This is a genomic window from Pengzhenrongella phosphoraccumulans, from assembly GCF_045689905.1.
Classification (GTDB): domain Bacteria; phylum Actinomycetota; class Actinomycetes; order Actinomycetales; family Cellulomonadaceae; genus Pengzhenrongella; species Pengzhenrongella phosphoraccumulans.
On sequence record NZ_CP144210.1, the window covers coordinates 508,631 to 534,791 of the forward strand.

Here is a 26,161-nt window from a genome sequence, read left to right on the forward strand (position 1 = left end):
GGGTCAGGCGCCGCGCATCAGCTCGACGACCTGGAAGGCCATCTCCAGGCTCTGCTGGTGGTTCAGGCGCGGGTCGACCAGCGTCTCGTACCGCAGCGCGAGGCCGGCGTCGTCGATCTCCTCGCTGCCGCCCATCACCTCGGTGACGTCGTCGCCGGTGAGCTCGATGTGCAGGCCGCCGGGCACGGTCCCCAGCGCGCGGTGGACCTCGAAGAACCCGCGGACCTCGTCGAGCACGTCGGTCAGGCGCCGCGTCTTGTAGCCGCTCTCGGAGTTGATCGTGTTGCCGTGCATCGGGTCGCAGACCCACGTGACCGGTGACCCGACCGCGGTGACCTTCTCGACGAGCGCGGGCAGCGCCTTACGCACCGTGCCCGCACCCATGCGCGTGATGAACGCGAGCCGACCGGGCTCGCCCGCGGGGTTGAGGCGGTCCATCAGGGCGAGCGCCTCGTCCGCCGTCGTCGTCGGACCGAGCTTGACGCCGATCGGGTTGCGCACCCGGGACAGGAAGTCGACGTGCGCGCCGTCGATCTGGCGCGTGCGCTCCCCGATCCACAGGAAGTGCGCGGAGCAGTCGTACGGCAGGCCGGTGCGCGAGTCGATCCGCGTGAGCGGCCGCTCGTAGTCGAGCAGCAGCGCTTCGTGGCTCGAGAAGAACTCGACCGTGCGCAGCGCGTCGAAGTCGGCCCCGCAGGCCGCCATGAACCGGATCGCGCGGTCGATCTCGGCCGCGGTCTCCTCGTAGCGCGCGTAGGACGGGTTCGCCATGAACCCGCGGTTCCACTCGTGCACGCGGCGCAGGTCCGCGAACCCGCCGGTGGTGAACGCGCGCAGCAGGTTCAGCGTCGCCGCGGAGGTGTTGTACGCCTGCAGCAGCCGCTCGGGGTCGGGGATGCGCGACTCGGGCGTGAAGTCGTAGCCGTTGATCGTGTCGCCGCGGAACGCGGGGAGCGTCACGCCGTCGCGCGTCTCGTCGTTCGAGCTGCGCGGCTTGGCGTACTGGCCCGCCATCCGCCCCATCTTGATGACCGGCAGGCTCGCGCCGTACGTCAGCACGACCGCCATCTGCAGGATCGTCTTGATCTTGTTGCGAATGTTGTCGGCGGTCGCCTCGGCGAACGTCTCGGCGCAGTCACCGCCCTGGAGCAGGAAGGCCTCGCCGCGCCCGGCGGCGGCCAGCCTGCTCTTGAGCACGTCGGCCTCGCCCGCGAAGACGAGCGGCGGCAGGGTCGCCAGCCGCGTCGTCACCCGCGTGACGTGCTCCGCGTCCGGCCAGGTCGGCTGCTGGGCGACGGGCAGCGTGCGCCAGTGGTCCAACCCCGCGATGACCTGGGGGTCGGGGACCACGGCGGCGTCCGACGAGTAGGTCACTGCACTGCCGGGACCAGCTGCTGGCCGATCTCGCCGAGCAGCTGGCCGAACCAGGGCTGGGACACGTCGAACGCCTTGCCGCCGGCGATCCGCGGGAACGCGATGGCCTTGAGCCGGTCGTCGTCCTCCTCGTCGTGCCCGACGACGCCGGACTCGCCCTTGAGCGCGCACTCGACCGCGAGGTCGGTCATGGACTTGATGAGGCGCAGGTCCTCCGCGTTGGCGGCGGCGGCGCGGGAGAAGTACCCGCTCTTCTGGACCATGACCTTCTCGGCGCCGAGCAGCTCCGCGAACTGCTTGGCGAACCAGGCGCCCGGGTTGATCGTGTCGAGACGCACGTGCCCGAAGGCGTCGCGCGGGACCTCGGCGCCCGAGGCCTCGAGCTGCGCGATGATCTCGTGCGTGCCGGCGCCCTCGGACAGGAAGATGTTGACGTTGCCGATCTCGTCCATCACGCCGCGCAGGCGCGCCGCCTCGGTCGCGATGTCGAGCGCGAGCTCGGGCACGAAGACCGCGTGGATGTCCCAGCGCTCGCGGGACAGGCCGATTCCGGGCACCCATTCCTTCGCGTCGAGCCGCTTGCGGTACGCCGCGGCCGCAGCCGCCGTCAGCCAGCCGCAGTGCCGGCCCATGACCTCGTGCACGATCAGCATGCGCGGGCCCGAGCGGTGCTCGCCGATGATGTTCTCCGCGAAGATCGCGCTCTGCTCGGCCGCGGTCCAGGCCCCGAGGGACTGCTTGATCGGCACGACGTCGTTGTCGATCGTCTTGGGCAGGCCGACCACCGTGAGGTGGTAGCCGTGCTCCTCGAGGTAGGCCGCGAGCTCGGCGGCCGTGATGTTGGTGTCGTCCCCACCGATGGTGTGGAGCACGTCGACGCCGTCGGCCTTGAGCTGCTCGGCCGCGACCTGCAGGGGGTTCTGCCCCTCGGCGACGAGCCCGCGCTTGACCAGGTCGGCCGCGTTCGAGAGCTTGACGCGCGAGTTGCCGATCGGTGACCCGCCGAACTTGTGCAGCAGGCCGGCCTTGGCGCGGGTCTCGGCGTCGACCACGATCTTGTTGCCGGTCAGCAGGCCGTGGTAGCCGTGCTGGTAGGCGATGATCTCGATCTCGGGTGCCAGCTCGGTGTACCGCTCGATCAGTCCGCCGACGGCGGAGGAGAGGCACGGAGCGAAGCCTCCTGCGGTGAGGAGGGCAACGCGACGAACCGACATGGGACACGCCTCTCGTAGAACTGTGTGCTGGGCAGGTGAATGCTGGTCAAGCGCATACGGGTGGTGCGGGGGTCATTCTACCGACGGCTCGGGGGTCTCCTCCGGGGGACCGGCACGTGGACCTCGGGTGCGGGCCGACCGCCGGGGGCCTGCGGGCTGACGGCGCCGGGCACGGGCTGCTCGGCGTTGCCGGCCGCGATGCGGGCCTTCTGGGTCGCGGCGTACACGTCGACGTACTCCTGGCCGGACAGGCTCATCAGGGAGTACATGATCTCGTCGGTGACCGAGCGCAGGATGAACCGGTCGTTCTCCATACCCTTGTACCGGCTGAAGTCGAGGGGCTCACCGATCACGATGCCGATCCGCATCGGGCGCGGCAGGCGCTGCCCGATCGGCTGGGCCTTCTCGGTGTCGATCATCGCGACCGGGATCACCGGGGCGCCGGACTCGAGCGCGAGCCGGGCCACGCCGGTCTTGCCGCGGTAGAGCCGGCCGTCGGGGCTGCGCGTGCCCTCGGGGTAGATCCCGAAGAGCTTGCCCTCCTCGAGCCGGCGCAGGCCGGTCTTGAGGGCGGCCTCGGACGCCCGGCCACCCGCGCGGTCGACGGGGATCGTGCCCACGCCGCGCATGAAGCCCGCGATCATCCGGCCCTTGAGGCCCGACCCGGTGAAGTAGTCGGCCTTGCCGATGAACACGATCTCGCGGTTGAGCTCGAGCGGAAGGAAGAACGAGTCGACGACGGCGAGGTGGTTGGAGGCGAAGATCGCCCCACCCTCGGCGGGGACGTTCTCGATCCCCCGCACCCATGGGCGGAACAACACCTTGAGAATCGGGCCGAAGAGCACCCGCTTCAAGAACCAGTAAAACAACGTGCCTCCTTGCCACAGCGCAACGGGCAATCCGCGCGCCGACTCATCCGACTCTAGAGTGCTCCGTATGGCGCCACGTCACGACGACACCGGGAATGCACCCGACGACGGCGATCAGGCGTCGGAAGACGACTTCGCCGAGCGCTGGGCCGAGATCGTTGCCGAGCTCGGCAAATCGGACATCACCGAAGAAGTGACCGAAAAAGCCGACCCCGCCACTGGCACCGGCCCCGCCGTAACTTACCCGGTTGCGCCATGGGTGCCCGCGCCGACGCCCGTGACACCCCCGCGCGAGCTGTCCGGACGCGACTGGGAAGGTACCGATCAGATCGACGCCGCCGAGGCCGCGGTGGACGACATCGACCACTTCGTCCCATCGGACCCCGGCCCGATCTTCGGCGGCGACCCGCTGCTCACGATGGCCTGGGTGTGCGCCGCAGGCATCCCGATCGCCCTTGTCCTGGTGATCGTCCTGTGGCGCAACGCCCCCGTGATCCTGCTCCAGGGTGCCGGGGTCGTCTTCGCGCTCGCCTGCCTGCTGCTCGTGTGGCGGCTGCCGCACCACCGAGACGGGGCCGACGACGACCCGGGCGCGGTGGTGTAGCCGCGGTGGTGTAGCAGTGGTGTAGCCCAGCGGTCAGATGCGCGCGAGGTCCGCGGCGCCCACGATGCCGGCCTCGTTGCCCATCGCGGCGAGCGTGAACGCGGCGAGCGGCCGGAAGCCGCGGGCCGAGAGGCTGTTCTCAAAGGCGTGCCGTGCCGGGTCGAGCAGCAGCTCGCCGGCGGCACCCACTCCCCCGCCGATGACGACCAGGGCGGGATCAAGGATCGCGGCCGCCGTGGCGGACCCCTCCCCGATCCACCGGCCGAGCTCGGCGAGCAGCTCGATGGCCAACGGGTCGCCCTCCTGCGCGGCGAGGGTCACGTGCGGGCCCTCGAGGCGGCTGCCGTCGCCGCCCGCAAGCTCGAGCAGGCGCACCGCGCGAGCCGGCTGCGTGATGATCGCGGCCTGGGCGTCGCGCACCAGCGCGCTGCCGGAGGCGTACTGCTCCCAGCAGCCCTCGTTGCCGCAGCCGCACAGGTGCCCGTTCGGGACCACGCGCATGTGGCCGACCTCGGCCGCCACGCCCCACGCCCCGCGCACCAGGTTGCCGCCGACGACGACGGCCCCGCCCAGGCCCGTGCCGACGGTGAGCAGCAGCATGTCCTGCACGTCGCGGCCCGCACCGAAGCGGAACTCGGCCCACCCGGCGGCGTTCGCGTCGTTCTCGACGACGATGCGGACGTCCTTGCTCAGTAGCGCCGCCACGTTGCGCTGCAGCGGGTAGTCGCGCCAGGCGATGTTCGGCGCGAACAGCACGGTCGAGCGGTCCGAGTTGACGAAGCCCGCGGCAGCGACGCCGATCGCCCCGACCTCGTACTTCTGGGAGAGCTCGTCGTAGACGTCGCACACCGCACGGTCGATGCTTCCGGCATCGTGGGGGTCGGTCACGCGCCGGGTCTGGGCGAGGATGTTCCCGTCCTCGTCGACGACTCCGGCCGCGATCTTGGTCCCGCCGATGTCCACACCGATGGCGTGCATGTCCGTCCTCACTGTGCCGGGGCTGCTGACTGGGCCGAAACACGCATACATGTGCCCCGACGAAGGGTACGCACCCCAAACGCTCCCATCGCATCCCGAAGGTCCCCTATCATCGCGGGACGCCAACGCCTGCCACTGGAGTCAGCATGGATGAGTTCCGTTCGCCGTTGCTCGTGGAGGTCTCCCCGACGAGCAACCTCAACGACCTGCTCGCCGCGCGCGTCACGGCGACTCCGGACCGGACGGTGGTCGAGCACAAGGATGCCGACGGACCCTGGATCCCGCTCACAGCGCGGCAGTTCGACGCCGAGGTGGTCGCGGTGGCCAAGGGCCTCGCCGCCCACGGCGTCGCGCCGGGTGACCACGTGGCGATCATGTCCCACACGCGATACGAGTGGACGCTGCTCGACTGGGCCATCTGGGCCGCCGGCGCGATCTCGGTGCCGGTGTACGAGACGTCGTCGGCCGAGCAGGTGAACTGGATCCTCACCGACGCCGGCGTCAGCTTCCTGGTGGTCGAGAGCGCCGGGCACGCCGCGACGGTCGCCGAGGTGCGCGCCGGGGTGCCGCACCTGCGCGAGGTCATGGTCCTCGACGACGGCGCGATGAAGGAGCTCGTGGCAGACGGCGCCGCGGTCACCGACGCGGAGATCGAGCGGCGGCGCGCGCTCGCGGTCCTCGACGACGTCGCGACGATCATCTACACCTCCGGCACGACCGGCCGCCCCAAGGGGGTCGAGCTGTCGCACGCGAACTTCTACGTGCTGACGGTCAACGCGGTCAAGAGCCTGCACGAGGTGTTCGACACCCCGAACCCGCGGACCCTGCTCTTCATGCCGCTCGCGCACGTCTTCGCGCGGTTCATCGAGGTGCTGGTGATCCCCGGGGGCGCCGTGCTGGGCCACACGGCCGACACGAAGAACCTGCTCGCGGACCTCGCGACCTTCCAGCCGACGTTCATCCTGTCGGTCCCGCGGGTGTTCGAGAAGATCTACAACTCGGCCGAGCAGAAGGCCGTCGCGGGGGGCAAGGTGGGCATCTTCGAGCGCGCCGCCAAGACCGCGATCGTCTACTCGAGGGCGCTGGACGAGCCGAAGGGCCCGAGCCTCTGGCTCAAGCTGCAGCACCGGGTCGCCGACGTGCTCGTGCTGTCGAAGATGCGCAAGGCGCTGGGCGGCGAGGCGGTCTGGGCGGTCTCGGGCGGTGCGCCGCTCGGCGAGCGCCTCGGCCACTTCTACCGCGGTCTGGGGCTGCGCGTGCTCGAGGGCTACGGGCTCACCGAGACGACCGCGCCGCTCACCGTGAACACCCCGTCGCTGACGAAGATCGGGACGGTCGGCACCCCGCTGCCCGGCGCCGCGGTGCGCATCGCCGCCGACGGCGAGGTGGAGGTGCAGGGCCCCCAGGTCTTCGCCCGCTACCACGCCCACCCCACCGCGACGCAGGAGGCGTTCCACGACGGCTGGTTCCGCACCGGCGACCTCGGGACGCTCGACGAGGACGGCTGCCTGCGCATCACCGGGCGCAAGAAGGAGATCATCGTGACCGCCGGCGGCAAGAACGTCGCACCCGCCGTGCTCGAGGACCGGCTGCGGGGGCACCCGCTGGTAAGCCAGGTCGTCGTCGTCGGCGACCAGCGACCGTTCATCGCGGCCCTGGTGACGCTCGACGTCGACAGCCTGCCGGGCTGGCTGGCGGCGCACGGGCACCCCGAGATGAGCGTCGCGGACGCGGCGAAGGATCCGGCGGTGCTCGCCTCGCTGGACAAGGCCGTCGAGCGGACCAACCAGGCGGTCTCGCGTGCCGAGTCGATCCGGAAGTACCGGATCCTGCCGGAGGACCTGACGATCGCGAACGGCTACCTGACCCCGAAGCTCAGCGTGCGCCGGATGCAGGTCCTCAAGGACTTCGCCGGCGAGGTCGACGCGCTCTACGGCGGACCGCCGTCCAGCGGGCCGCGCGAGTAGCACCCGCAGCGGGGCTCACCCGGCGCGCTCGCGGGGCACCAGCCGAAGCGGTGGCACCAGGCCGGAGGAGGCCAGCACCGCGAGCGCGGCCCGTTCGGCATCGTCCAGCTCCACGGCCGACACGGGCCGCTCGGCAGGTGCGTCCCGGAATCCGTGGGTGTCCCGCTCCTCGCCGGCGTCCCGGACCTCGATGGTCAGGAACGTCATCACACAACCGGCGCAGGCATCGCCCCTGACGGCGCACCGTTCACAGTCGATCATCATGCGAATGACGCTAGCCAGCCCCACCCACACGCCCCGCGACGATGCCGCTCAGGCGCGACGGCACCGCTCAGGCGCGACGGTCGCCGTCGGCCGGGCACCGCGTCACAGGCGGTCGATGGACGCCGTGAGCGCCGCCTGGAGCACGACGAGGTTGAGCACGGCCACCCCGATCTTGGCCGAGCCGAGGACTGCCACGGCCCACCAGACCAGGTGCGTCGCGAACCCGGCCGGCTTGACCGCGAGCACCGTCAGGATGGCGCACACCAGAAGCGTGGTCGCCACCATGTACGCAGGCACGGACCCCACGAAGGACTGACCGGCCGCCGAGAGCGGGTTCGCCTCGTAGATGCCGTCGACCCGGCCGAGCATCATCGTGGTCGCCATGTCGAGCAGCGCACCGAACAGGGCCCAGCACGCGAACGCGCGGCGCCAGCCCGGTATGCCGAAGGAGCCAGGTATCCGGGCGAGCCACCGGCCCAGGTTCGGGGCGCGCTGGGGCCGCAGGGTCATGCGCAGCGGCTGAACGCCCGCGCCTCGCGGGTCCGGCAGCCTGCCGGGCTCGATCACCGTCATCACGACACCTCCTGACACGCTGCCCCCACCCGCGTCCGGCGCACTGATGTGCGCGTTCGCCTTCTCATCGGACAACGCCGCGGCGTTATGAGGCGGACGGTGGCGGCTCACCTGGGTGCCGATGCGGGGAGCGTCGGTGGCTGCGGCTACGGTCCGTGCATGCCCTCCGTCCGCCCGCTGCGCCGCGAGGACCTGACCCCCGCGACGACCGGCCGACCGGTCCAGCTCGGGCTCGACGAGCTCGGCACGCCCTTGCATGACGTCACGTTCGTCGTGGTCGACCTCGAGACCACGGGCGGCACGCCGGCCAGCTGCGCGATCACGGAGATCGGCGCGGTCAAGGTGCGCGGCGGGGAGGTGCTCGGCGAGTTCCAGACGCTCGTCAACCCTGGCACCCCAGTGCCGGCGTTCATCCAGACGCTCACCGGGATCACGACGTCGATGGTCGCCACGGCCCCGCCCATCGAGCAGGTGCTGCCGTCGTTCCTCGAATTCGCGCGCGGCTCGGTGCTCGTGGCGCACAACGCGCCGTTCGACATCGGGTTCCTCAAGGCCGCCGCCGCGCGCTGCGACTATCCGTGGCCGGGCAACCAGGTGCTCGACACGGTGCGCCTGGCCCGGCGCGTGGTGCTGCGCGACGAGGCACCCAACCACAAGCTCGGCACGCTGGCCGCGCTCTTCGGCGCCTCGGTGACACCCGACCACCGCGCCCTGTCGGACGCGCGCGCCACCGTCGACGTGCTGCACGCGCTCCTGTCCCGGCTCGCACCGCTCGGGATCACGCATCTCGAGGACCTGGCGACCGCGACGGACCCCGTCCCGGCCGACGTCCGCCGCAAACGGACCCTCGCGGACGGGCTGCCGGACGCCCCCGGGGTGTACCTGTTCCGCGGCCCGGGCGACGAGGTGCTGTACGTCGGCACCTCGACGTCGATCCGCACCCGCGTGCGCAGCTACTTCACCGCCGCCGAGAAGCGCGGCCGCATGACCGAGATGATCCGCCTCGCGCAGCGGGTGACCCCGGTGGTGTGCGCCACGACGCTCGAAGCGCGGGTGCGCGAGCTGCGCCTGATCGCCGAGCACTCCCCTCGCTACAACCGCCGCTCCCGGTTCCCGGAACGGATGCCCTGGATCCGCCTGGTCGAGGGGACCCGGCCCCGCCTGCAGATCGTCCGCGAGGTCACCGCCGGCCAGGCGCACATCGGCCCGTACTCCTCCCGGTCCACCGCGCAGCTCGCGGTCGACGCGCTGCACGCGACGTTCGCGGCCCGCACGCCCGGGACGCGCTCGGCGGTCCTGCTCGACGCCGACGGCGCCCTGGCCGCACGGCGGGCGATGCTGGTCGATCCCGAGCCGGTGGTGCTCGCGCACGCCACGCGGATCGCGGCCTACATCGAGCAGGAGCGGTTCGAGGAGGCCGGCGACGTCCGCAACCGGCTGGACGCGTTCCTGCGCGGCGCGGCCCGCGCCCAGCGCCTGCGGCCGCTCGCCACCTGCGCGGAGCTGGTCGCCGCGCGCCGGACCGACGTCGGCGGCTGGGAGATCATCCTGGTGCGGTACGGGCGCCTGGCGGGCACGACGGCGGTCGACCGGCGCACCGATCCGCGCGCGGGCATCGTCGCGCTGCGCCTCACGGGCGAGCAGGTCGCCGCTCCGGTTGCCCCGGCGCCCGCAGCACACCCGGAGGAGACCGACCTGCTGCTCGCGTGGCTCGACGGCCCCGGCGTCCGGCTCGTCGACATCGCCTCGCGGACCGCGGACGACGACGCGACGGAGCTCGACGAGGTGCTGCCGGGACGGTGCTGCCCGGTGCGCGGGGCGGGTGCGTACGCCGACCCGGCGCGCACCGCCGCGATGGTCGCACGGCTTCGGCCCGCTCCGCCCGCCGGAGCTGCGCTGGTCGGGGCGACGATCCCGCCGGCCAGCGGAGCGGCATGATGGGAGCACACACCCGCCGAGCCGCCGCCAGAGGAACCCCCATGCTCACTGCCATCGTCCTGATCGACGTCGACGCCAGCCGGATCCCGGAGGTCGCGGCCGCGATCGCCGAGCTCCCCGGGGTGAGCGAGGTCTACTCGGTCACCGGCGAGGTGGACCTCATCGCCATGGTCCGCGTCCGCGAGCACGAAGAGCTGGCTGACGTCATCGCCGACCAGGTCAGCAAGGTCGAGGGCGTGGTGCGCACCCAGACGTACATCGCGTTCCGCACCTACTCCAAGCACGACCTGGAGCAGGCGTTCGCCCTGGGCATCGAGGACTGACCCCGATCGGTCGGAGTCCCCGGCGTCAGGACGAGGCCGTGACCCAGCGGTTCAGCACGTCGGACGCCGCGCCGTCGTCGACCGCGCGGGCCGCGTGCTCGATGCCGGCGCGCAGGCGCTCGGCGAGCGACCCGCCGGCGGTGCCGGCCAGGACGCCGTCGGCCACCAGGGCGGCGGCGGCGTTGAGCAGCACCGTGTCGCGCACAGGGCCCGGCTCGCCGGCCAGGACGCGGCGGGCGATGCCGGCGTTGTAGGCGGCGTCGGCCCCCCGCAGGTCCGCGATCGTCGTGGGCGCGAGGCCGAGGTCCGCGACCGCGTCGAGCACCGACGCCGTCACCTGACCGTCGCGGACCTCCCAGATGTGCGACCGCGCCGTGGGTGCGAGCTCGTCGAGCCCGTCCTCCCCGCGGAACACGAGGGCGTCGGTCCCCCGGGACGCGAACACGCCCGCCACGAGCGGCGCCATCCGGGCGTCGGCGACCCCGACCGCCGTCGCGCCAGGCTGGGCGGGGTTGGTGAGCGGGCCGAGGAAGTTGAACGAGGTCGCGATGCCCAGCTCGCGCCGGGCGACCCCGACGTGCCGCATCGAGGGGTGGAACACCTGCGCGAAACAGAACGTGATGCCGACCTCGCCCGCGAGCGCCGCGACCCGCTCGACCGACTGGTCGAGCCGGATCCCGAGCACCTCGAGCACGTCGGCCGATCCGGAGGAGGACGACGACGCCCGGTTCCCGTGCTTGACGACGGTCGTCCCGGTCCCGGCCACCACGAGCGCCGCCATGGTCGAGATGTTCACGGTGTGCGCGCGGTCACCGCCCGTGCCGACGAGGTCGACGGTGCGCCCGGGGACGGAGAACCGCACCGAGTGGGCGAGCATCGTGTTGGCGAGCGCGGTCAGCTCCTCGACCGTCTCGCCCTTGCAGCGCAACCCGACGAGGAACCCGGCGAGCCGTGCCGGTGGCACCTCGCCCGACATGATCTCGTCCATCGCCCACGAGGTCTGCCGCTCCGACAGGTCCTGCCCGGCGACCAGGCAGGTCAGCAGCTCAGGCCAGGTCAGGTCCGTCATGGGGTGACGGGGGCCGCCAGCAGGCGCGCGATGACGCTCTGCAGCTCGATCGGGTCGAACGGCCGGGCGACCACGCCGTCCGCGAGCGACCACGAGGCGAGCCACGCGTCCTCGGGGCGCCCGGTCAGCACGACGATGGGCGGGCACTGGAACAGCTCGTCCTTGAGCTGCCGGCACAGGCCCATGCCGCCCGACTTGGCCGCCTCGCCGTCGAGCACCAGGAGGTCGAAGCCGCCCGCGTCCGCGTTCTTGAGCACGCCCGCGTGCGTCGCGGTCTGCACCCAGTCGATCTCGGGGGCGCCGCGCGACAGGCGCGGCCCGACGGCGAGCAGCACCTGCGAGCGGGTCTCGCTGTCGTCGCTGTAGAGCAGGACCCGGGGTCCGCTGACGTGCGCCGTCGTGTCTGCCTGGTCGTGCAGTTCCGTGGTCATGCTCGCCCTCGCTGGTGCTTGCCGTGCACTGGTCCTGGCATCTTGGCACGCTATGGGCCCGGGGAGCGCCACCGACCGCGCCGTCGGGCCGGTCCCGAAGTCTGTGCCCTGGCCTGGCCGTGCACTCTGACGGCGTCTGTGCGGGTCCGTGCGCAGTTGTGATCTATCTGTGACACACCTGACGGCAGTCCACCTAGGTCTAATGACCCATTCGCCGTCGGTTTCCTTCATAATGGCCAACGTGACGACCGCAACGGCTGCCTCGAGCGCCTCCCTCCACGTGAGCGTCAACCGCCCGAACCCGGTGTCGGTGGGCACCATCGTGTGGCTGGCCAGCGAACTCATGTTCTTCGCTGGCCTCTTCGCGATGTACTTCACCCTCCGGTCGACGGTTCCCGACGAGTGGGCGGCGCAGACGCCGCTGCTCAACCTGCCCTTCGCCGTGGTGAACACCACGGTGCTGGTGCTGTCGTCGGTCACGTGCCAGATGGGGGTGTGGGCGGCCGAGCGGTTCCAGCCGCGGCGCAGCGGTTCGCTGTTCGCCCTGAACCGGTGGGGCATGAACGAGTGGATGACCCTCACCTACCTCATGGGTGCCTTCTTCATCGGCGGGCAGATCTTCGAGTACGCCGGCCTCATCGGCGAGGGCCTGACGATCTCCTCGAGCCCGTACGGCTCGGTCTTCTTCCTCACGACCGGGTTCCACGGCCTGCACGTGGTCGGTGGCCTGATCGCGTTCCTGTTCCTGCTGGGCCGCTCGTTCACCGCGAAGCGGTTCGGTCACCACGAGGCGACCACGGCGATCGTGGTGTCGTACTACTGGCACTTCGTCGACGTCGTCTGGATCGCGCTGTTCTCTGTGATCTACCTGATCCGTTGACCGGTCGCACAGACATGGCCTCCTACCTCCAGCCCCTCCCCACTTGCGAGACGAGGATTCAACCGTGAAGGCTCTCGCCGCCCGCAGGCACAGCCGGTTCGCCCCGACGGCTCTTCTGCTGCTGGCGTTGCTGATCACCGGTGGCGTGTACGCCGCCTTCGTTCCCAGCACCGCCACTGCATCCGTCGCGAGCGCCAGTGACGTAGACACCGGTATGAAGCTGTTCCAGGCCAACTGCGCCACGTGCCACGGCATGAACGCGCAGGGAACCAAGGCCGCCCCGTCCCTGATCGGCGTCGGCGCCGCGGCGGTCGACTTCCAGGTGAGCACCGGCCGCATGCCGATGCAGGCCAGCGGCCCGCAGGCCCCGGCCAAGACGCCTCAGTTCAACGAGGAGCAGACCGCCCAGCTCGCGGCCTATGTCGCCTCGCTCGGCGCCGGACCGGCGATCCCCACCGATGAGCAGGTCGACGGCTCCAAGGGAGATGCCGCTACCGGCATGGCACTGTTCCGCACCAACTGCGCGATGTGCCACAACGCCGTCGGCGCCGGTGGGGCCCTCTCGGGCGGCAAGTACGCCCCCGCGCTGTGGAACACCAGCGCGCGCAACATCTACCAGGCCATGCTGACCGGCCCGCAGTCGATGCCGGTCTTCAACGACAACAACCTCACGTCCGAAGAGAAGCGCGACGTCATCGCGTACGTCGAGGCGCAGCGCAACGGCTCCCCGGGCGGGTCGGACCTCGGTTCGCTCGGCCCGGTGAGCGAGGGCATCTGGGTCTGGGTCGTCGGCATGGGCCTGCTCATCGGCAGTGCCGTGTGGATCGGAGCGAAATCCTCATGAACCAGCTCAACCCGTCCAAGGACCACGGCCCCTCCCAGGAGCTCACCGCTCCCGGTGCGGCCGCGAGCCTGCCGGACCACTTCACCGATCCGGGCCACCCGGAGCACCAGCCGCGGCAGTCGGACATCAACCCGGCGGCTAACAAGCGCGCCGAGCGCCAGGTCGTGTTCCTGTTCGGGCTGTCCGTGGTCGGGACGATCGGCTTCCTGGTCGCCTACTTCGCCGTCCCGCCGGGCGAGACCGTCGAGAGCATGCGGCTGTCGAACCTGCTGCTCGGGCTCGGGCTGTTCCTCGGGATGTTCAGCATCGGCGTCGCGGCGGTCCACTGGGCCAAGTCGCTGATGAACTCCGAGGAGAAGTCCGAGGACCGGCACACGCTGCGCAGCAGCGACGCGACCCGCGCGGAGGCCGTCGAGATGCTGCGCGAGGGCGCCGCGGACTCGTCGATCGGGCGCCGCGGGGTGCTGCAGGGCGCGATGGTCTCGGCCCTGCTGCTCGCACCGCTGACCGTCGTCGTCCCGCTCGTCGGCAACGTCGGTGAGGACTGGGACGTCTCCCAGCTCAAGCACACGATGTGGCGCAAGGGCACGAAGCTGACGATCGACCCGTCCGGGCGCCCGATCAAGGCGTCCGACCTCACGATCGGCTCCGTGTTCCACGTCATCCCCGAGGGCCTCGAAGAGGAGAAGCACCCGCTGGACGAGAAGGCCAAGGCCGTCGTCCTGCTCATCCGCCTCGACCCGCGCGACCTCACCGAGTCCGAGGACCGCAAGGGCTGGTCGTACGACGGCATCGTGGCCTACTCCAAGATCTGCACCCATGTCGGCTGCCCCGTGGCCCTTTACGAGCAGCAGACGCATCACCTGCTTTGCCCGTGCCACCAGTCCACGTTCGACGTCGCGGACGGCGCCAAGGTCCTGTTCGGCCCGGCCAAGCGTCCGCTCCCCCAGTTGCCGATCGAGGTCGACGACGAGGGCTACCTGATCGCGCAGAGCGACTTCACCGAGCCAATTGGCCCGAGCTTCTGGGAACGGTTGAAATGACGACGGAGACCTCAGGCGTGACCCGTGCGGCAGGCGGCACCGCGGACTACCTGGACCAGCGCACTGGTGTCGCCAGCGCGGTGAAGTTCCTCGCCCGCAAGATCTTCCCGGACCACTGGTCCTTCCTGCTCGGCGAGATCGCGCTCTACTCGTTCATCGTGCTGCTCATCTCGGGCGTGTTCCTCACCGCCTTCTTCGTGCCGAGCATGGCCGAGACCACCTACGACGGCCCCTGGGCCGCGATGAACGGCGTCACGATGTCCGAGGCGTTCGCCTCGACCCTGCGGCTGTCGTTCGAGGTCCGCGGCGGGCTGCTCATGCGCCAGATCCACCACTGGGCGGCGCTGCTGTTCATGGCCGCGATCGTCACGCACATGATGCGGGTCTTCTTCACGGGCGCGTTCCGCAAGCCCCGTGAGCTCAACTGGCTGATCGGCTTCACGCTGATGATCCTGGGCCTCGTCGCCGGCTTCACCGGTTACTCCCTGCCCGACGACGTCCTGTCCGGCAACGGCCTGCGCATCACCGACGGCATCACGAAGGCGCTGCCGATCCTCGGCACGTACATCTCGTACTGGATCTTCGGCGGCCAGTTCCCCGGCCAGGACCTGATCCCGCGGCTGTTCACCATCCACGTACTGCTCGTGCCGGGGCTGATCCTCGCGCTCATCGGCGCGCACCTGTTCCTGGTGTTCCTGCAGAAGCACACGCAGTTCCCGGGCGCCGGACGCACCGACAAGAACGTCGTCGGCTTCCCGCTCTTCCCGATCTACGTGGCCAAGGCCGGCGGGTTCTTCTTCATCGTCTTCGGCGTGATCGCGCTCATGGCCGCGACCATGACGATCAACCCGGTGTGGAACTACGGGCCCTACGACCCGTCCCCGGTTTCCTCCGGCGCCCAGCCCGACTGGTACATGCTGTTCCTCGACGGGGCCGTCCGGCTCATGCCCGGGCAGGCCGAGGTGGTCATCGCTGGGTTCACGATCCCGTTCAACGTGATCGTCCCCGCGATGGTCGTGCCGGGAGTGCTGTTCACCGCACTCGCGCTGTACCCATTCATCGAGGCGATGGCGACCGGCGACAAGCGCGTCCACCACGTGCTCGACCGCCCGCGCAACGTGCCTTTCCGCACCGCCACCGGGGTCTCGCTCCTCACGGCCTTCGTCGTGCTGATCGTCTCGGGTGCGAACGACATCCTCGCGGACCACTTCAGCCTGTCGATCAACGACATCACCTGGACCCTGCGCATCCTGCTGTTCGTGCTGCCCGCGGTGACCTTCTGGATCACCAAGCGGCTGTGCCTCGGGCTCCAGCGCAAGGACCGCGAGCTCGTGCTGCACGGCCACGAGACCGGCCGGATCGTGCGCTTCGCGAACGGCGAGTACCTCGAGGTCCACCGCCCGCTCGACGACGAGGAGCGCTGGCTGCGGGTCAACTACGACGCGCACGCCCCGCTCGAGATCGCGCCGGCACAGGACTCCCGTGGGGTACGCCGCAAGGGGTACGGTCGCGATCGCCTGCGCCAGCGCGTGTCCCGCGCGTTCTTCGAGGACCGCGTCGAGCCGGTCACCCCGGCCGAGCTCGCGGCTGCGCACTCGCACGGTGCCCACGACGCCCTGGAAGGCGCGCAGGCGCACGACGAGGCCGCCGCCGTCACTCCGGCCGCGGTCCCCGAGACGAAGGCCCTGGGCGGCGCCGTGACCGGTGGCGGACGCCGTCTGACCACCCCTGACGAGGAGATTTAGCCGGATTTTCGGAATTATTGATCTGACCAATAGGTTGGAACTGTCGAAGGCGCTCGATCCTGAGCGCCGCCCGCTTGGGGGACACCGCAAGGCCGTCCCCCCGCCGCACCCAACTGCGGCATGACGCTGGAGAGGCTCGCACCCATGGCTGTCTATACCCTTCCGGAACTGCCCTACGACTACTCGGCCCTGGAGCCGCACATCTCGGGCCGGATCATGGAGCTGCACCACGACAAGCACCACGCGGCGTACGTCGCCGGTGCGAACACCGCGCTTGAGCAGCTCGCTGAGGCACGCACGACCGGCTCGTTCGCGACCGTGACCTTCCTCGAGAAGAACCTCGTGTTCAACCTCGGCGGGCACGTCAACCACTCGGTCTTCTGGAAGAACCTGTCCCCCAACGGTGGCGACCAGCCCACGGGTGAGCTGAGCGCCGCGATCGTCGAGAACTTCGGCTCGTTCGACGGCTTCCAGAAGCACTTCACGGCCAACGCGCTGGGCATCCAGGGCTCCGGCTGGTCCGTCCTCGCCTGGGACTCCATCGGCCAGCGGCTCGTGATCGTGCAGCTGCACGACCAGCAGGGCAACATCGCCCTCGGCCTCATCCCGATCGTCGTGCTCGACATGTGGGAGCACGCCTTCTACCTGGACTACGTCAACGTCAAGGGCGACTACGTCAAGGCGTGGTGGAACATCGTCAACTGGGCCGACGCGGCCGAGCGCTTCGCCAAGGCCACGGCCCAGACGTCGGGCCTGATCGTCCCCGCCTGACAACACCCTAGAGCGACAAGACGCCGGTGACCTACGAGGTCGCCGGCGTCTTGTTTGTCTGCGGTGGGTGTCAGTGGGCGTGCTGCCCGGTGGAGAACTCGAAGACCCAGCCGCACAGGCCGACGACGCCGATCGCGACGGCGATGTAGAGCAGCCACCAGCCGATCGCCAAAGCGAGGAACGCCATGGCCGCGGCAAACGCGATGACCAGCGGCCACCAGCTCCACGGGCTGAACACGCCCTGGTCGCCCGCGCCCTGCTCGATCTCCGCGAGCGGGTCGTCCTCGGGCCGCGCGTCGATGCGCTTGGTCAGGAGGGTGAAGTACGCCCCGACCATGGCGACGAGCAGCGCCACCATCACGAGCGCGGCGGAGCCCACGGGCTCCCACCCGCTCCAGAAGCCGTACACGACGGCGCAGAGCGAGAAGAACGGCGCCATCCAGAGGAAGAGCCTGGTCTCGACCTTCATCGGTTGTCTCCCTCACGGCGATCGGAGCTGGCGCCGGCACCCTGGCCGAGCAGCTCTAGGACACCCGCGTCCGGTTCGGCGTGGTCCATCGCGGCGACCTCGGGGTGGTGCAGGTCGAAGGCAGGACGCTCGGACCGGATCCGGGGCAGCGAGGTGAAGTTGTGCCGCGGCGGGGGGCAGCTCGTGGCCCACTCGAGCGAGCCGCCGTAGCCCCACGGGTCGTCCACGGTCACCAGCGGCGCGTTGCGCCAGGTGATGTAGACGTTCCACAGGAACGGCAGGGTCGAGGCGGCCAGAATGATCGAGCCGACGGTCGACAGCTGGTTCATCCAGGTGAAGCCGTCCTGCGGCGAGTAGTCCGCGTACCGGCGCGGCATGCCCTCGACCCCGAGCCAGTGCTGGACCAGGAACGTGGTGTGGAAGCCGATGAAGGTCAGCCAGAAGTGCACCTTGCCGAGGCTCTCGTTGAGCATCCGCCCGGTGAACTTCGGCCACCAGAAGTAGAACCCGGCGAACATCGCGAACACCACGGTGCCGAAGATGACGTAGTGGAAGTGCGCGACCACGAAGTACGTGTCGGTGACGTGGAAGTCGAGCGGCGGCGCCGAGAGGATCACGCCGGTGAGCCCGCCGAACAGGAAGGTCACCATGAACCCCAGCGACCAGAGCATCGGGGTCTCGAAGGTGAGCTTGCCTCGCCACATCGTGCCGATCCAGTTGAAGAACTTCACTCCGGTCGGCACCGCGATGAGCATCGTCATCAGCGCGAAGAACGGGAGCAGGACTGCACCGGTCGCGTACATGTGGTGCGCCCAGACGGTCACGGACAGTGCGGCGATCGCGATCGTCGCGTAGATCAGGCCCTTGTAGCCGAAGATCGGCTTGCGGCTGAAGACCGGGAAGATCTCCGAGACGATGCCGAAGAACGGCAGCGCGATGATGTAGACCTCGGGGTGCCCGAAGAACCAGAACAGGTGCTGCCAGAGGATCGCGCCCCCGTTCTCGGGGTTGAACACCTGGGCGCCGAGCCGGCGGTCAGCGCCGAGGGCGAAGAGCGCGGCGGCGAGCGGCGGGAACGCCATCAGCACGAGCATGCTCGTGACCAGTATGTTCCAGGTGAAGATCGGCATCCGGAACATGGTCATGCCCGGCGCGCGCATGGTGACGACCGTGGTGATGAAGTTGACCGCACCGAGGATCGTGCCGAAACCCGTCAGGGCCAGGCCGAACACCCACAGGTCACCACCGAGCCCCGGGGAGAACGCGGCGTTCGACAAGGGGGCGTAGGCGAACCAGCCGAACGATGCGGCTCCCTGCGGGGTGAAGAAGCCGGCGCTGGCGATGAGCCCGCCGAACAGGTACAGCCAGTACGCGAACATGTTCAGCCGCGGGAAGGCGACGTCGGGCGCCCCGATCTGCAGGGGCATGATCACGTTCGCGAAGCCCGCGAACAGCGGCGTCGCGAACAGCAGCAGCATGATCGTGCCGTGCATGGTGAAGAGCTGGTTGTACTGCTCCTTGCTCGACACGAACTGCAGCCCGGGCTGGAAGAGCTCGGCGCGGATCAGCAGGGCCATCAGGCCGCCGATCGCGAAGAAGATGAACGACGTGACCAGGTACATGTACCCGATCGTCTTGTGGTCGGTCGAGGTGATCACCTTGATCACCTGGCGACCCAGGCTCTGACGCTGCGGCGTCAGACCGGGGATCGATACGGACGTGGCGGCCATCAGTTGCCCACCTTCGGCGTCTGGAGCGTGGACCCGGCATCTTGCAGGCGGCTGTACTCGAGCCCGAGCTGACCGGTCTGGCCCTTCGCCTTCAGGGCCGCCATCTGCTTGTCGTACTCGGCGCGCGAGACCACCGCGACGTTGAACAGCATCGACGAGTGCTCCTCGCCGCACAGCTCGGCGCACTTGCCCGCGTACACACCCTCGCGGGTGGGCACGATCTGGAACTTGTTGGTCCGGTTGGGGATCACGTCGAGCTTGTACAGGAACGCGGGCACCCAGAACGAGTGGATGACGTCACGGGAGTTGAGCACGAACTCGACCCGCTCGTCGACCGGCAGGTAGAGCGTCGGGACCTTCTTCAGGCTCCCGTCGGCGGAGACGTCCTCGGACTGCACGCCGGTCTCGTAGACGTCCTCGTCCACGTAGTTGAAGTCCCAGCTCCACTGCTTGCCGATCACCTGGACCGTGTGGTCGGGCGTGTGCGTGGTGACGTCGGTGATCGCGTTCATGTCACGCGCCGTGTAGAAGTACAGGACCCCGATCATGAGGACCGGCAGGATCACGTACATGATCTCGAGGGGCACGTGGTAGCGCAGCTGGACCGGCAGGGTGTCGTCGTTCTTGCGCTTGCGGTAGACGACGACGCTCCACAGGATGAGCCCCCAGGTGAGGACACCCACCGCGAGCGCGGCCTCCCAGGACCCGACCCACAGGCTCGTGATCCGGCCCGTCTGGTTGGTCACCTGGCCATCGCTGTACCCCGGCAGGAAGCCACGCTGGGCTTCCGCAGAGCAGCCAGTGAGCACGATCGCGGCCAGCGCGACGACCGTCGCCAGCCTCAGAGCGGGGCGCCGGTGTCTGCGGGGAGAATCCGAGTGCAAGGTACGACCTCTCGCGTCACGTCCCAGAGCGGCGGCCGGATCGACAGCGTCGCTGATGCGGGACCTTGGTCCTCGTCTCGCGCATAGTAGCGTGCATCTGGCTCGGTGCGCGGGCAGATTCCGGGCCTTTGTAGCGGCTCGCCGACGGACCCCGGGCCCGCTGCCGGCCGGCGCGGGCGCTAGCGTGCGGGGGTGAGCAGCGAAGGCACCATTTCGTCCCCCCGCAAGCCCCGAGGGGTGTGACGCACGCCATGACGATCCGACGGGTATTCCTGGACGCTGCCGGCCGCGCGCCGCTGCAGCCGGCGGCTCGCGCCGCCTTCGACGCGGCCCTGGACGAGGGGTGGGCCGACCCTCGCCGGCTGCACTCCGAGGGGCGCCGCGCACGGGCCCTGCTCGACGGGGCACGGGCCGCCCTGGCCTCCTCGCTGGGCGCCCGGACCGAAGAGGTCTTCCTGTCCGGGTCGCACACCGCGTCGCTGCACGCGGCCGTGGTCGGCATCGCGCGCGGACGACGGCGGACGGGTCGCGACATCGTGGTTGGTGCGGTCGAGCGGGCGGCCGTCCTGGCCGCCGCCGACCTCGCCGTGGCCGAGGCCTGGGGTCCGGCCACCCCCGGTGCCGCGCCGGGCCGCCGGGTCACGGTCGGGGTCGATGCCCTCGGCCGGGTGGACGCCGAGGCGATGGCTCGCGCCGTCGCGACTCCCGGCGTCGGGCTCGCCGCGCTCCAGGTCGCCAACGGTGAGGTCGGCACCCTGCAGCCCGTCGCGTCGGTCGCGGCCGCTGCCCGTAGCGCCCGGGTGCCGCTGCTGGTCGACGCGGGCGCCGCCGTCGGGCATGCGGACCTCCCGGCCGACTGGGACGCCCTCGCGGCCGATCCTGGGGACTGGGGCGGTCCCGGTGGGCTGGGAGTGCTCGCGGTGCGCGCGGGGGTGCGGTGGGCGCCGAGCTGGCCGTCCGACGAGGACGCGTGGTTCCCCGGCGGCGTGAGTGTCCCGGCGGCTCTCGCGGCGGCCGTGGCGCTCGAGCACGCCATCGCCGACCGCGCCGCCGTCGCAGCGACCCAGCGCCGGCTCGTCGACCGGATCCGGGCGACGGTCGCGTCGACGGTGCCCGACGTCGCGGTCGTGGGCGACCCGGACGGAAGGCTGCCCCACGTGGTCACGTTCTCGTGCCTCTTCGTCGACGGCGAGGCGCTCCTGGGCGAGCTCGACCGGGCGGGCTTCGCGGTCGGCTCGGGCTCGGCGTGCACGTCGAGCGCGCTCGAGCCGAGCCACGTGCTGGCCGCGATGGGCGTGCTGACCCACGGCAACGTGCGGCTCACGCTGCCGCCCGACGTGACCGACGACGACGTCGACCGCTTCCTGGCCGTGCTGCCCGCGGCGGTCGCCCGGGTGCGCGACGTGCTCGGGGTGCGCGACCTGTGACGGACCGAGCGCCGGAGCCGGGAACCGGTCCCGCAGCAGCGCCGGAGCCGATCGTCGTGGACGCGCGTCGGCTGCGCTGCCCGCTGCCCGTGATCGAGCTCGCCAAGGCGGCCCGCGACGTCGCGACGGGCACCGTGCTGACGGTGCTCACCACGGACCCGGCGGCCCGGCACGACGTGCCCGCCTGGGCGCGCATGCGGGGCCACACGCTGGTCTCGATCGTCGCGGTGCCCGACGGCGACCGGCCGGGCACCGGCGAGACGCTCGCCATCACCGTGCGCACCCACCCCTGACAGCACAACGTCCGAGCGCTGAGGTCCTGTCGGACGTCAGCGCTCGGACGTGGTGGGTGGTGCTGAGCTGATTCGGGCTGGATCAGCCGAACGAGCCGCCGCAGGCGCACGAGCTGCCCGCGTTCGGGTTGTCGATCGTGAAGCCCTGCTTCTCAATCGTGTCCGCGAAGTCGATCGTCGCGCCGTCGAGGTACGGCACGCTCATGCGGTCCACGACGACCTCGACGCCGTCGTAGTCGCGCAGGGCGTCGCCGTCGAGCACGCGCTCGTCGAAGTACAGCTGGTAGATCAGGCCGGAGCAGCCGCCAGGCTGCACCGCGACACGCAGGCGGAGGTCGTCACGACCCTCCTGCTCCAGCAGGCTGCGGATCTTGGCCGCCGCCACGTCGCTGAGCTTGACGCCGTGCGTCGCGGTCTCGGTGGTGGTCTCGGTGGTCTCGCTCATCATCACTCCGAAGGTCTCGACGGTCCCCAGGACGCAGTTACTCCCGGAGCGCTCGTTATCGGGTCAACAGCACGCACGCGCCCGAATGTTCCCGATCAGACTACGTCGACTTCCCCGAACCCGGCAGTAGCCGGATCCGCGTGGTCAGTGCGACCAGGTCCGGGCCACACGCTCGGACCGGTCGGCCAGCGTTCCCGCGGGATCGGCGAACGCGGCGGCGACCTGGTCGGGGGTCTCGGCGACGGCGTAGGCACCGGCGATCCCGGCCGCGCCCCACTCCCGCCGTCCGACCTCGACCTGGCCGGCGATCACGACCGTCGGCACCCCGCTCGCGAGCGCGGCCTGCGCGACGGCGGCGACCACCTTGCCGTGCAAGGACTGCCAGTCGAGCCTGCCCTCCCCCGTCACCACGAGGTCGGCGACGGCGATGCGTGCGGCCAGGCCGACGCCGTCGGCCACGAGGCCCGAGCCGGACACGATCCGGCCGCCCAGCAGGGCGAGCGCGAAGCCCAGCCCACCGGCCGCACCCGCGCCCGGCAGCCCCGTGAGCCGCGCGGCCGGCGACGCGGTGCGGGCCGACGCGAGCAGGTCGGGTCGCACGGCGTCGGGGCCGAGCGCCGTGACGGCGGTGTGCGCGAAGTGCCCGAGCGCGCGCTCGAGCTCCTGGGCCTGCTCGGGCGTCGCGCCCTTCTGCGGGGCGAAGCCGGCGCTCGCGCCGTGCAGGCCGAGCAGCGGCACGTCCACGTCGGTCGCGACCAGCAGCTCGATCCCGGCCAGCGACTCGCGCAGCGCGCCGAGCCCGGTCAGGTCGCTCGCCGTGACCAGCCCGAGCGGCCCGCCCCCGTGGGTCAGCAGGTCGGAGGGGTTCCCGTCCGGCGCGGCGCCCACGCCGAGCGCGGCGAGCATGCCCGCACCGGCGTCGTTCGTGGCCGAGCCACCCAGGCCGACGACGATCCGGGTGGCGCCCGCCTCGAGCGCCACCCGGAGCAGCTCGCCGACGCCGTACGTCGTGGTGACGGTGGGGTCACGCCGGTCGGGGGCCACGAGCGCGAGCCCGGCGGCCTGCGCGGACTCCAGGTACGCGGTGCGCACGCCGTCGGGCCCGTCGACGACCAGGACGGCGGCCGGGACGGCGTCGTGCAGCGGCGAGCGCACCGTGGCGGCCAGCAGCTCACCGCCCAGGCTCGCGCGCACGGCGTCCAGGAAACCGGGGCCGCCGTCGGCCAGCGGGCACAGGTCGAGCTCGTCGTGGGGGGCGGACCGGAGCCAGCCGTCTCGCAGGGCGATGGCGGCCTCGTGGGCCGTGAGGGTTCCGCCGAAGCAGTCAGGGGCGATCACTACGCGCATGCGCTGGATCCTGGCACAGGCCGCTCGCGGGCCGGTGCCGCCGGGTCCGGAGCCTCGGGCCGGGAGCCGTCCGGGCATCTCGCGGCACCGCGGCTCGGATTGTTCGGGGCTGTTGTGGGAAGATTGGACCTGTGAGCCCCACCGCCACCACCCCCTTCATCGAGCCCGCCCCGTCGGCCCTGCTGCTGCTCGGGCGCGGCGTCGACCTCGCCTCCGAGCGCGGGGTGGAGTGCGTGGGCGCGCTTCCCGCCGCCAGCGACCCCGACCTCGTCGAGCGGGCGCGCGCGGCCCGCGCCGCCCTCGGTACCCGGGTGTTCGTGCTCGGCCACCACTACCAGCGCGACGAGGTGATCGACTTCGCCGACGTCACGGGCGACTCGTTCAAGCTCGCCCGCGAGGCAGCGGCCCGCCCGGAGGCCGAGTCCATCATCTTCTGCGGCGTGCACTTCATGGCGGAGTCGGCCGACATCCTCACGTCCGACGCGCAGCAGGTGCTCCTGCCCGACCTCGCCGCGGGCTGCTCGATGGCCGACATGGCCGCGATCAACCAGGTCGAGGACGCATGGGACGTGCTCACCGATGCCGGGATCGCCGAGCAGTGCGTGCCCGTGACGTACATGAACTCCTCCGCGGCCATCAAGGCGTTCACCGGTCGGCACGGCGGGACGGTGTGCACGTCGTCGAACGCGCACGTGGCGCTGAAGTGGGCGTTCGACAAGGTCGGCGGCGTGGGCGGCACCGGGAAGGTGCTCTTCATGCCCGACCAGCACCTGGGCCGCAACACCGCGGTGCGCGAGCTCGGGCTCTCGCTCGCCGACTGCGTGGTGTTCGACCCGCGCAAGCCGAACGGCGGGCTGAGCGCCGACGAGCTGGCCGCGGCCCGGATGATCCTGTGGCGCGGGCACTGCTCGGTGCACGGCCGGTTCTCCGAGCGCAACGTGCGCGACATCCGCGCTGCCGTGCCGGACGTCAACGTCCTGGTGCACCCCGAGTGCACGCACGAGGTCGTCGAGGCGGCCGACTACGTGGGCTCGACGGAGTACATCATCAAGACCCTCGACGCGGCCGAGCCCGGGACCGCCTGGGCGCTGGGCACCGAGCTCAACCTCGTGCGCCGCCTCGCGCTGGCGCACCCGGACAAGCGCGTGCACTACTTGGACTCGACCGTGTGCTTCTGCTCGACCATGAACCGCATCGACCTGCCACACCTCGTCTGGATGATGGAGTCCCTCGTCGCCGGGCGCACGGTGAACCGCATCGTCGTCGACGCCGACGATGCGCACTGGGCCAAGGTGGCCCTCGATCAGATGCTCGCGCTGCCCGGCCACTGACGGTCGCAGCGAACGCACAGACTGCGCCGACGCCGACGCACTGGAGGTGGCCCGATGAGCACCGGCAGCACGTTGCGGGTAGGCATCTTCGTGTTCGACGACGCGGAGGAGCTCGACGTCGTCGGGCCCTACGAGGTGCTGACCGCGTGGGCCGCGCTGTCGGACCTGCGGCCCGAGGTGCTCACGTTCTCGTCCGACGGCGCGGGCGTCCGCCTGGCCAAAGGCCTGCGGATCGTGCCCGACCGGGCCGCCTACGACATCGGCCCCCTGCACGTCGTGGTCTACCCCGGCGGGCGGGGCACCCGGGCGATGGTCAAGGACCCCGTCCACCTCGACTGGGTCCGGGGCCTGCGCACCGAGGTGCCCCTGATGACGAGCGTGTGCACGGGCGCGCTCGTGCTCGCGGCGGCCGGCCTGCTCGCCGGGCGGCCGGCGACGACCCACTGGGGCGCGTTCGACGAGCTCGCGGAGATCGATCCGAGCGTGCTGCCCGACACCGAGGCGCGCTTCGTGGACGACGGCGATGTGATCACCTCCGCGGGCGTCTCCGCCGGGATCGACATGGCGCTGCACCTCGTGGCCCGGCTGGACAACCGCACTGTGGCCGCGCAGGTGCGCCGCGCGATCCAGTACGAGCCCGGCCCGCCGGTCTGACCGACCCGATCCCCACGCGCCGGCTGCTCGCACCGATACCGCCCCGGCGGCGAGTTCACATGGCACGATCGCGCTCATGAATCGGCTGCTGCGCCTTGCCTGGATCGTTGCCCGCGCCCGCTCGGACGCGCGGCGGCACGGCGGGCCGCAGGGCGAGCCCCTGGCCGACCAGCGCACCGCGCTGCGCGTGCTGCCGAACGACCTCGACCTGCTGCGGCACATGAACAACGGCGTGTACCTGTCCCTGATGGACCTCGGCCGCGTCGACATGCTGGTCCGCACCGGCGTGCACGACGCGGTGTCCGCCCGCGGGTGGTACCCCGTGGTGGTCGGCGAGTCCATCCGCTTCCGGCGCTCGCTGCAGCTCTGGGAGCGGTTCGAGATCATCACCCGCGTGCTCGGCTGGGACGACCGGGTGGTCTACCTCGAGCAGGTATTCGAGCGCCGCAGCGCCGCCGGCGAGCCGGAGGTCGTCGCGGAGGCGATCGTTGCAGCCCGGTTCCTCGCCCGCACCGGCGGCGGCGTCCCGGCCCCGGACGTCGCCGAGGCCTTCGGCGCGGACCGCGAGAGCCCGATCCTCCCCGAAGAGGTCACGGCCTGGAACAGCTCCCTCCACCGCAGGTAACCGACCCACCGCACCCCACCAGAGTCGGGCCAGGCCGGACAGGTGCCGGGCAGGCGTGGGCCGGGCCGG

The 26,161-nt window shown here is 71.0% G+C and carries 27 protein-coding genes; 14 read left to right on the forward strand and 13 right to left on the reverse strand.

Going from position 1 to position 26,161, the window contains the following annotated elements; translation table 11 throughout:
- Positions 1-3: 3 nt before the first annotated feature.
- From VTA80_RS02470 to VTA80_RS02480, 3 genes are all read right to left on the reverse strand, one after another.
- Positions 4-1,374, reverse strand: coding sequence for a class II 3-deoxy-7-phosphoheptulonate synthase (locus VTA80_RS02470; protein ID WP_407343838.1), 1,371 nt, complete (start codon positions 1,372-1,374; stop codon positions 4-6).
- Positions 1,371-2,588, reverse strand: a complete 1,218-nt coding sequence (locus VTA80_RS02475; protein ID WP_407343839.1) for a pyrophosphate--fructose-6-phosphate 1-phosphotransferase — start codon at positions 2,586-2,588, stop codon at positions 1,371-1,373. The genes VTA80_RS02470 and VTA80_RS02475 overlap by 4 nt, the downstream gene beginning before the upstream one ends.
- Positions 2,589-2,665: 77 nt before the next feature.
- Positions 2,666-3,457, reverse strand: coding sequence for a lysophospholipid acyltransferase family protein (locus VTA80_RS02480; RefSeq protein WP_407343840.1), 792 nt, complete (start codon positions 3,455-3,457; stop codon positions 2,666-2,668).
- Positions 3,458-3,524: 67 nt separating this feature from the next.
- Between VTA80_RS02480 and VTA80_RS02485 the strand changes: the two genes are divergently transcribed.
- Entirely contained in the window at positions 3,525-4,061 is a 537-nt protein-coding gene (locus tag VTA80_RS02485; RefSeq protein WP_407343841.1) for a hypothetical protein, read from the forward strand.
- A gap of 33 nt (positions 4,062-4,094) precedes the next feature.
- On the opposite strand, the gene VTA80_RS02490 is transcribed toward VTA80_RS02485, so the two are convergent.
- A complete protein-coding gene (locus VTA80_RS02490) occupies positions 4,095-5,039 on the reverse strand; it encodes an ROK family glucokinase (protein ID WP_407343842.1) in 945 nt (314 codons plus the stop codon).
- A 146-nt stretch (positions 5,040-5,185) separates the two neighbouring features.
- Between VTA80_RS02490 and VTA80_RS02495 the strand changes: the two genes are divergently transcribed.
- Positions 5,186-7,006: an AMP-dependent synthetase/ligase gene (locus VTA80_RS02495; protein ID WP_407343843.1), complete on the forward strand. Its 1,821-nt coding sequence runs from the start codon at positions 5,186-5,188 to the stop codon at positions 7,004-7,006.
- Positions 7,007-7,021: 15 nt separating this feature from the next.
- Here the strand turns inward: VTA80_RS02495 and VTA80_RS02500 are convergent, their stop codons facing one another.
- A complete protein-coding gene (locus VTA80_RS02500) occupies positions 7,022-7,213 on the reverse strand; it encodes a hypothetical protein (protein ID WP_407343844.1) in 192 nt (63 codons plus the stop codon).
- A gap of 159 nt (positions 7,214-7,372) precedes the next feature.
- Positions 7,373-7,843: a hypothetical protein gene (locus VTA80_RS02505; RefSeq protein ID WP_407343845.1), complete on the reverse strand. Its 471-nt coding sequence runs from the start codon at positions 7,841-7,843 to the stop codon at positions 7,373-7,375.
- A 159-nt stretch (positions 7,844-8,002) separates the two neighbouring features.
- On the opposite strand from VTA80_RS02505, the gene VTA80_RS02510 reads away from it, so the two are divergent.
- Entirely contained in the window at positions 8,003-9,781 is a 1,779-nt protein-coding gene (locus tag VTA80_RS02510; protein ID WP_407343846.1) for a DEDD exonuclease domain-containing protein, read from the forward strand.
- Positions 9,782-9,822: 41 nt separating this feature from the next.
- The gene (locus VTA80_RS02515; RefSeq protein WP_407343847.1) at positions 9,823-10,104 is read left to right on the forward strand and encodes an Lrp/AsnC family transcriptional regulator; all 282 of its coding nucleotides are present in this window, start codon (positions 9,823-9,825) and stop codon (positions 10,102-10,104) included.
- Between the two features lie 25 nt (positions 10,105-10,129).
- Here the strand turns inward: VTA80_RS02515 and trpD are convergent, their stop codons facing one another.
- On the reverse strand, positions 10,130-11,173 hold the full coding sequence (trpD, locus tag VTA80_RS02520) for an anthranilate phosphoribosyltransferase (protein WP_407343848.1): 1,044 nt from the start codon (positions 11,171-11,173) through the stop codon (positions 10,130-10,132).
- Positions 11,170-11,604 carry a hypothetical protein gene (locus VTA80_RS02525; protein ID WP_407343849.1) on the reverse strand — a complete coding sequence of 145 codons (435 nt, stop codon included), beginning with the start codon at positions 11,602-11,604 and terminating at the stop codon, positions 11,170-11,172. The genes trpD and VTA80_RS02525 overlap by 4 nt, the downstream gene beginning before the upstream one ends.
- Positions 11,605-11,836: 232 nt before the next feature.
- On the opposite strand from VTA80_RS02525, the gene VTA80_RS02530 reads away from it, so the two are divergent.
- The 5 genes from VTA80_RS02530 (at position 11,837) to VTA80_RS02550 (ending at position 16,887) form a co-directional block, all read left to right on the forward strand.
- Positions 11,837-12,484, forward strand: a complete 648-nt coding sequence (locus tag VTA80_RS02530; RefSeq protein ID WP_407343850.1) for a heme-copper oxidase subunit III — start codon at positions 11,837-11,839, stop codon at positions 12,482-12,484.
- A 64-nt stretch (positions 12,485-12,548) separates the two neighbouring features.
- The gene (locus VTA80_RS02535; RefSeq protein WP_407343851.1) at positions 12,549-13,328 is read left to right on the forward strand and encodes a c-type cytochrome; all 780 of its coding nucleotides are present in this window, start codon (positions 12,549-12,551) and stop codon (positions 13,326-13,328) included.
- Positions 13,325-14,371 (forward strand): Rieske 2Fe-2S domain-containing protein, encoded by a 1,047-nt coding sequence (locus tag VTA80_RS02540; protein WP_407343852.1) that lies wholly within the window; start codon positions 13,325-13,327, stop codon positions 14,369-14,371. Before VTA80_RS02535 ends, VTA80_RS02540 begins: the two co-directional genes overlap by 4 nt.
- Positions 14,368-16,116: a cytochrome bc complex cytochrome b subunit gene (locus tag VTA80_RS02545; protein ID WP_407343853.1), complete on the forward strand. Its 1,749-nt coding sequence runs from the start codon at positions 14,368-14,370 to the stop codon at positions 16,114-16,116. The genes VTA80_RS02540 and VTA80_RS02545 overlap by 4 nt, the downstream gene beginning before the upstream one ends.
- Before the next feature lie 144 nt (positions 16,117-16,260).
- Positions 16,261-16,887: a superoxide dismutase gene (locus VTA80_RS02550; protein ID WP_407343854.1), complete on the forward strand. Its 627-nt coding sequence runs from the start codon at positions 16,261-16,263 to the stop codon at positions 16,885-16,887.
- A gap of 70 nt (positions 16,888-16,957) precedes the next feature.
- Here the strand turns inward: VTA80_RS02550 and VTA80_RS02555 are convergent, their stop codons facing one another.
- Genes VTA80_RS02555 through coxB form a run of 3 tightly spaced genes read right to left on the reverse strand, consistent with a single transcriptional unit; the run spans position 16,958 to position 19,970 of the window.
- Positions 16,958-17,356: a cytochrome c oxidase subunit 4 gene (locus VTA80_RS02555; RefSeq protein ID WP_407343855.1), complete on the reverse strand. Its 399-nt coding sequence runs from the start codon at positions 17,354-17,356 to the stop codon at positions 16,958-16,960.
- The gene (gene ctaD, locus VTA80_RS02560; RefSeq protein WP_407343856.1) at positions 17,353-19,086 is read right to left on the reverse strand and encodes a cytochrome c oxidase subunit I; all 1,734 of its coding nucleotides are present in this window, start codon (positions 19,084-19,086) and stop codon (positions 17,353-17,355) included. Before ctaD ends, VTA80_RS02555 begins: the two co-directional genes overlap by 4 nt.
- Positions 19,086-19,970, reverse strand: coding sequence for a cytochrome c oxidase subunit II (gene coxB, locus VTA80_RS02565; RefSeq protein ID WP_407343857.1), 885 nt, complete (start codon positions 19,968-19,970; stop codon positions 19,086-19,088). The genes ctaD and coxB overlap by 1 nt, the downstream gene beginning before the upstream one ends.
- Before the next feature lie 251 nt (positions 19,971-20,221).
- Here coxB and VTA80_RS02570 point away from each other — a divergent pair, with 251 nt between their 5' ends.
- Positions 20,222-21,397 (forward strand): aminotransferase class V-fold PLP-dependent enzyme, encoded by a 1,176-nt coding sequence (locus tag VTA80_RS02570; protein WP_407343858.1) that lies wholly within the window; start codon positions 20,222-20,224, stop codon positions 21,395-21,397.
- On the forward strand, positions 21,394-21,690 hold the full coding sequence (locus VTA80_RS02575; RefSeq protein WP_407343859.1) for a sulfurtransferase TusA family protein: 297 nt from the start codon (positions 21,394-21,396) through the stop codon (positions 21,688-21,690). Before VTA80_RS02570 ends, VTA80_RS02575 begins: the two co-directional genes overlap by 4 nt.
- 82 nt (positions 21,691-21,772) lie before the next feature.
- Here the strand turns inward: VTA80_RS02575 and VTA80_RS02580 are convergent, their stop codons facing one another.
- Positions 21,773-22,135 (reverse strand): iron-sulfur cluster assembly accessory protein, encoded by a 363-nt coding sequence (locus VTA80_RS02580; RefSeq protein ID WP_130103384.1) that lies wholly within the window; start codon positions 22,133-22,135, stop codon positions 21,773-21,775.
- A 144-nt stretch (positions 22,136-22,279) separates the two neighbouring features.
- On the reverse strand, positions 22,280-23,482 hold the full coding sequence (locus VTA80_RS02585; protein ID WP_407343860.1) for a glycerate kinase: 1,203 nt from the start codon (positions 23,480-23,482) through the stop codon (positions 22,280-22,282).
- 131 nt (positions 23,483-23,613) lie between these two features.
- On the opposite strand from VTA80_RS02585, the gene nadA reads away from it, so the two are divergent.
- The 3 genes from nadA (at position 23,614) to VTA80_RS02600 (ending at position 26,092) form a co-directional block, all read left to right on the forward strand.
- Positions 23,614-24,813 carry a quinolinate synthase NadA gene (gene nadA / locus VTA80_RS02590; protein WP_407343861.1) on the forward strand — a complete coding sequence of 400 codons (1,200 nt, stop codon included), beginning with the start codon at positions 23,614-23,616 and terminating at the stop codon, positions 24,811-24,813.
- 54 nt (positions 24,814-24,867) lie between these two features.
- A complete protein-coding gene (locus VTA80_RS02595; protein ID WP_407343862.1) occupies positions 24,868-25,467 on the forward strand; it encodes a DJ-1/PfpI family protein in 600 nt (199 codons plus the stop codon).
- A gap of 76 nt (positions 25,468-25,543) precedes the next feature.
- Entirely contained in the window at positions 25,544-26,092 is a 549-nt protein-coding gene (locus VTA80_RS02600; RefSeq protein WP_407343863.1) for an acyl-CoA thioesterase, read from the forward strand.
- The last annotated feature ends 69 nt before the right edge of the window (positions 26,093-26,161 follow it).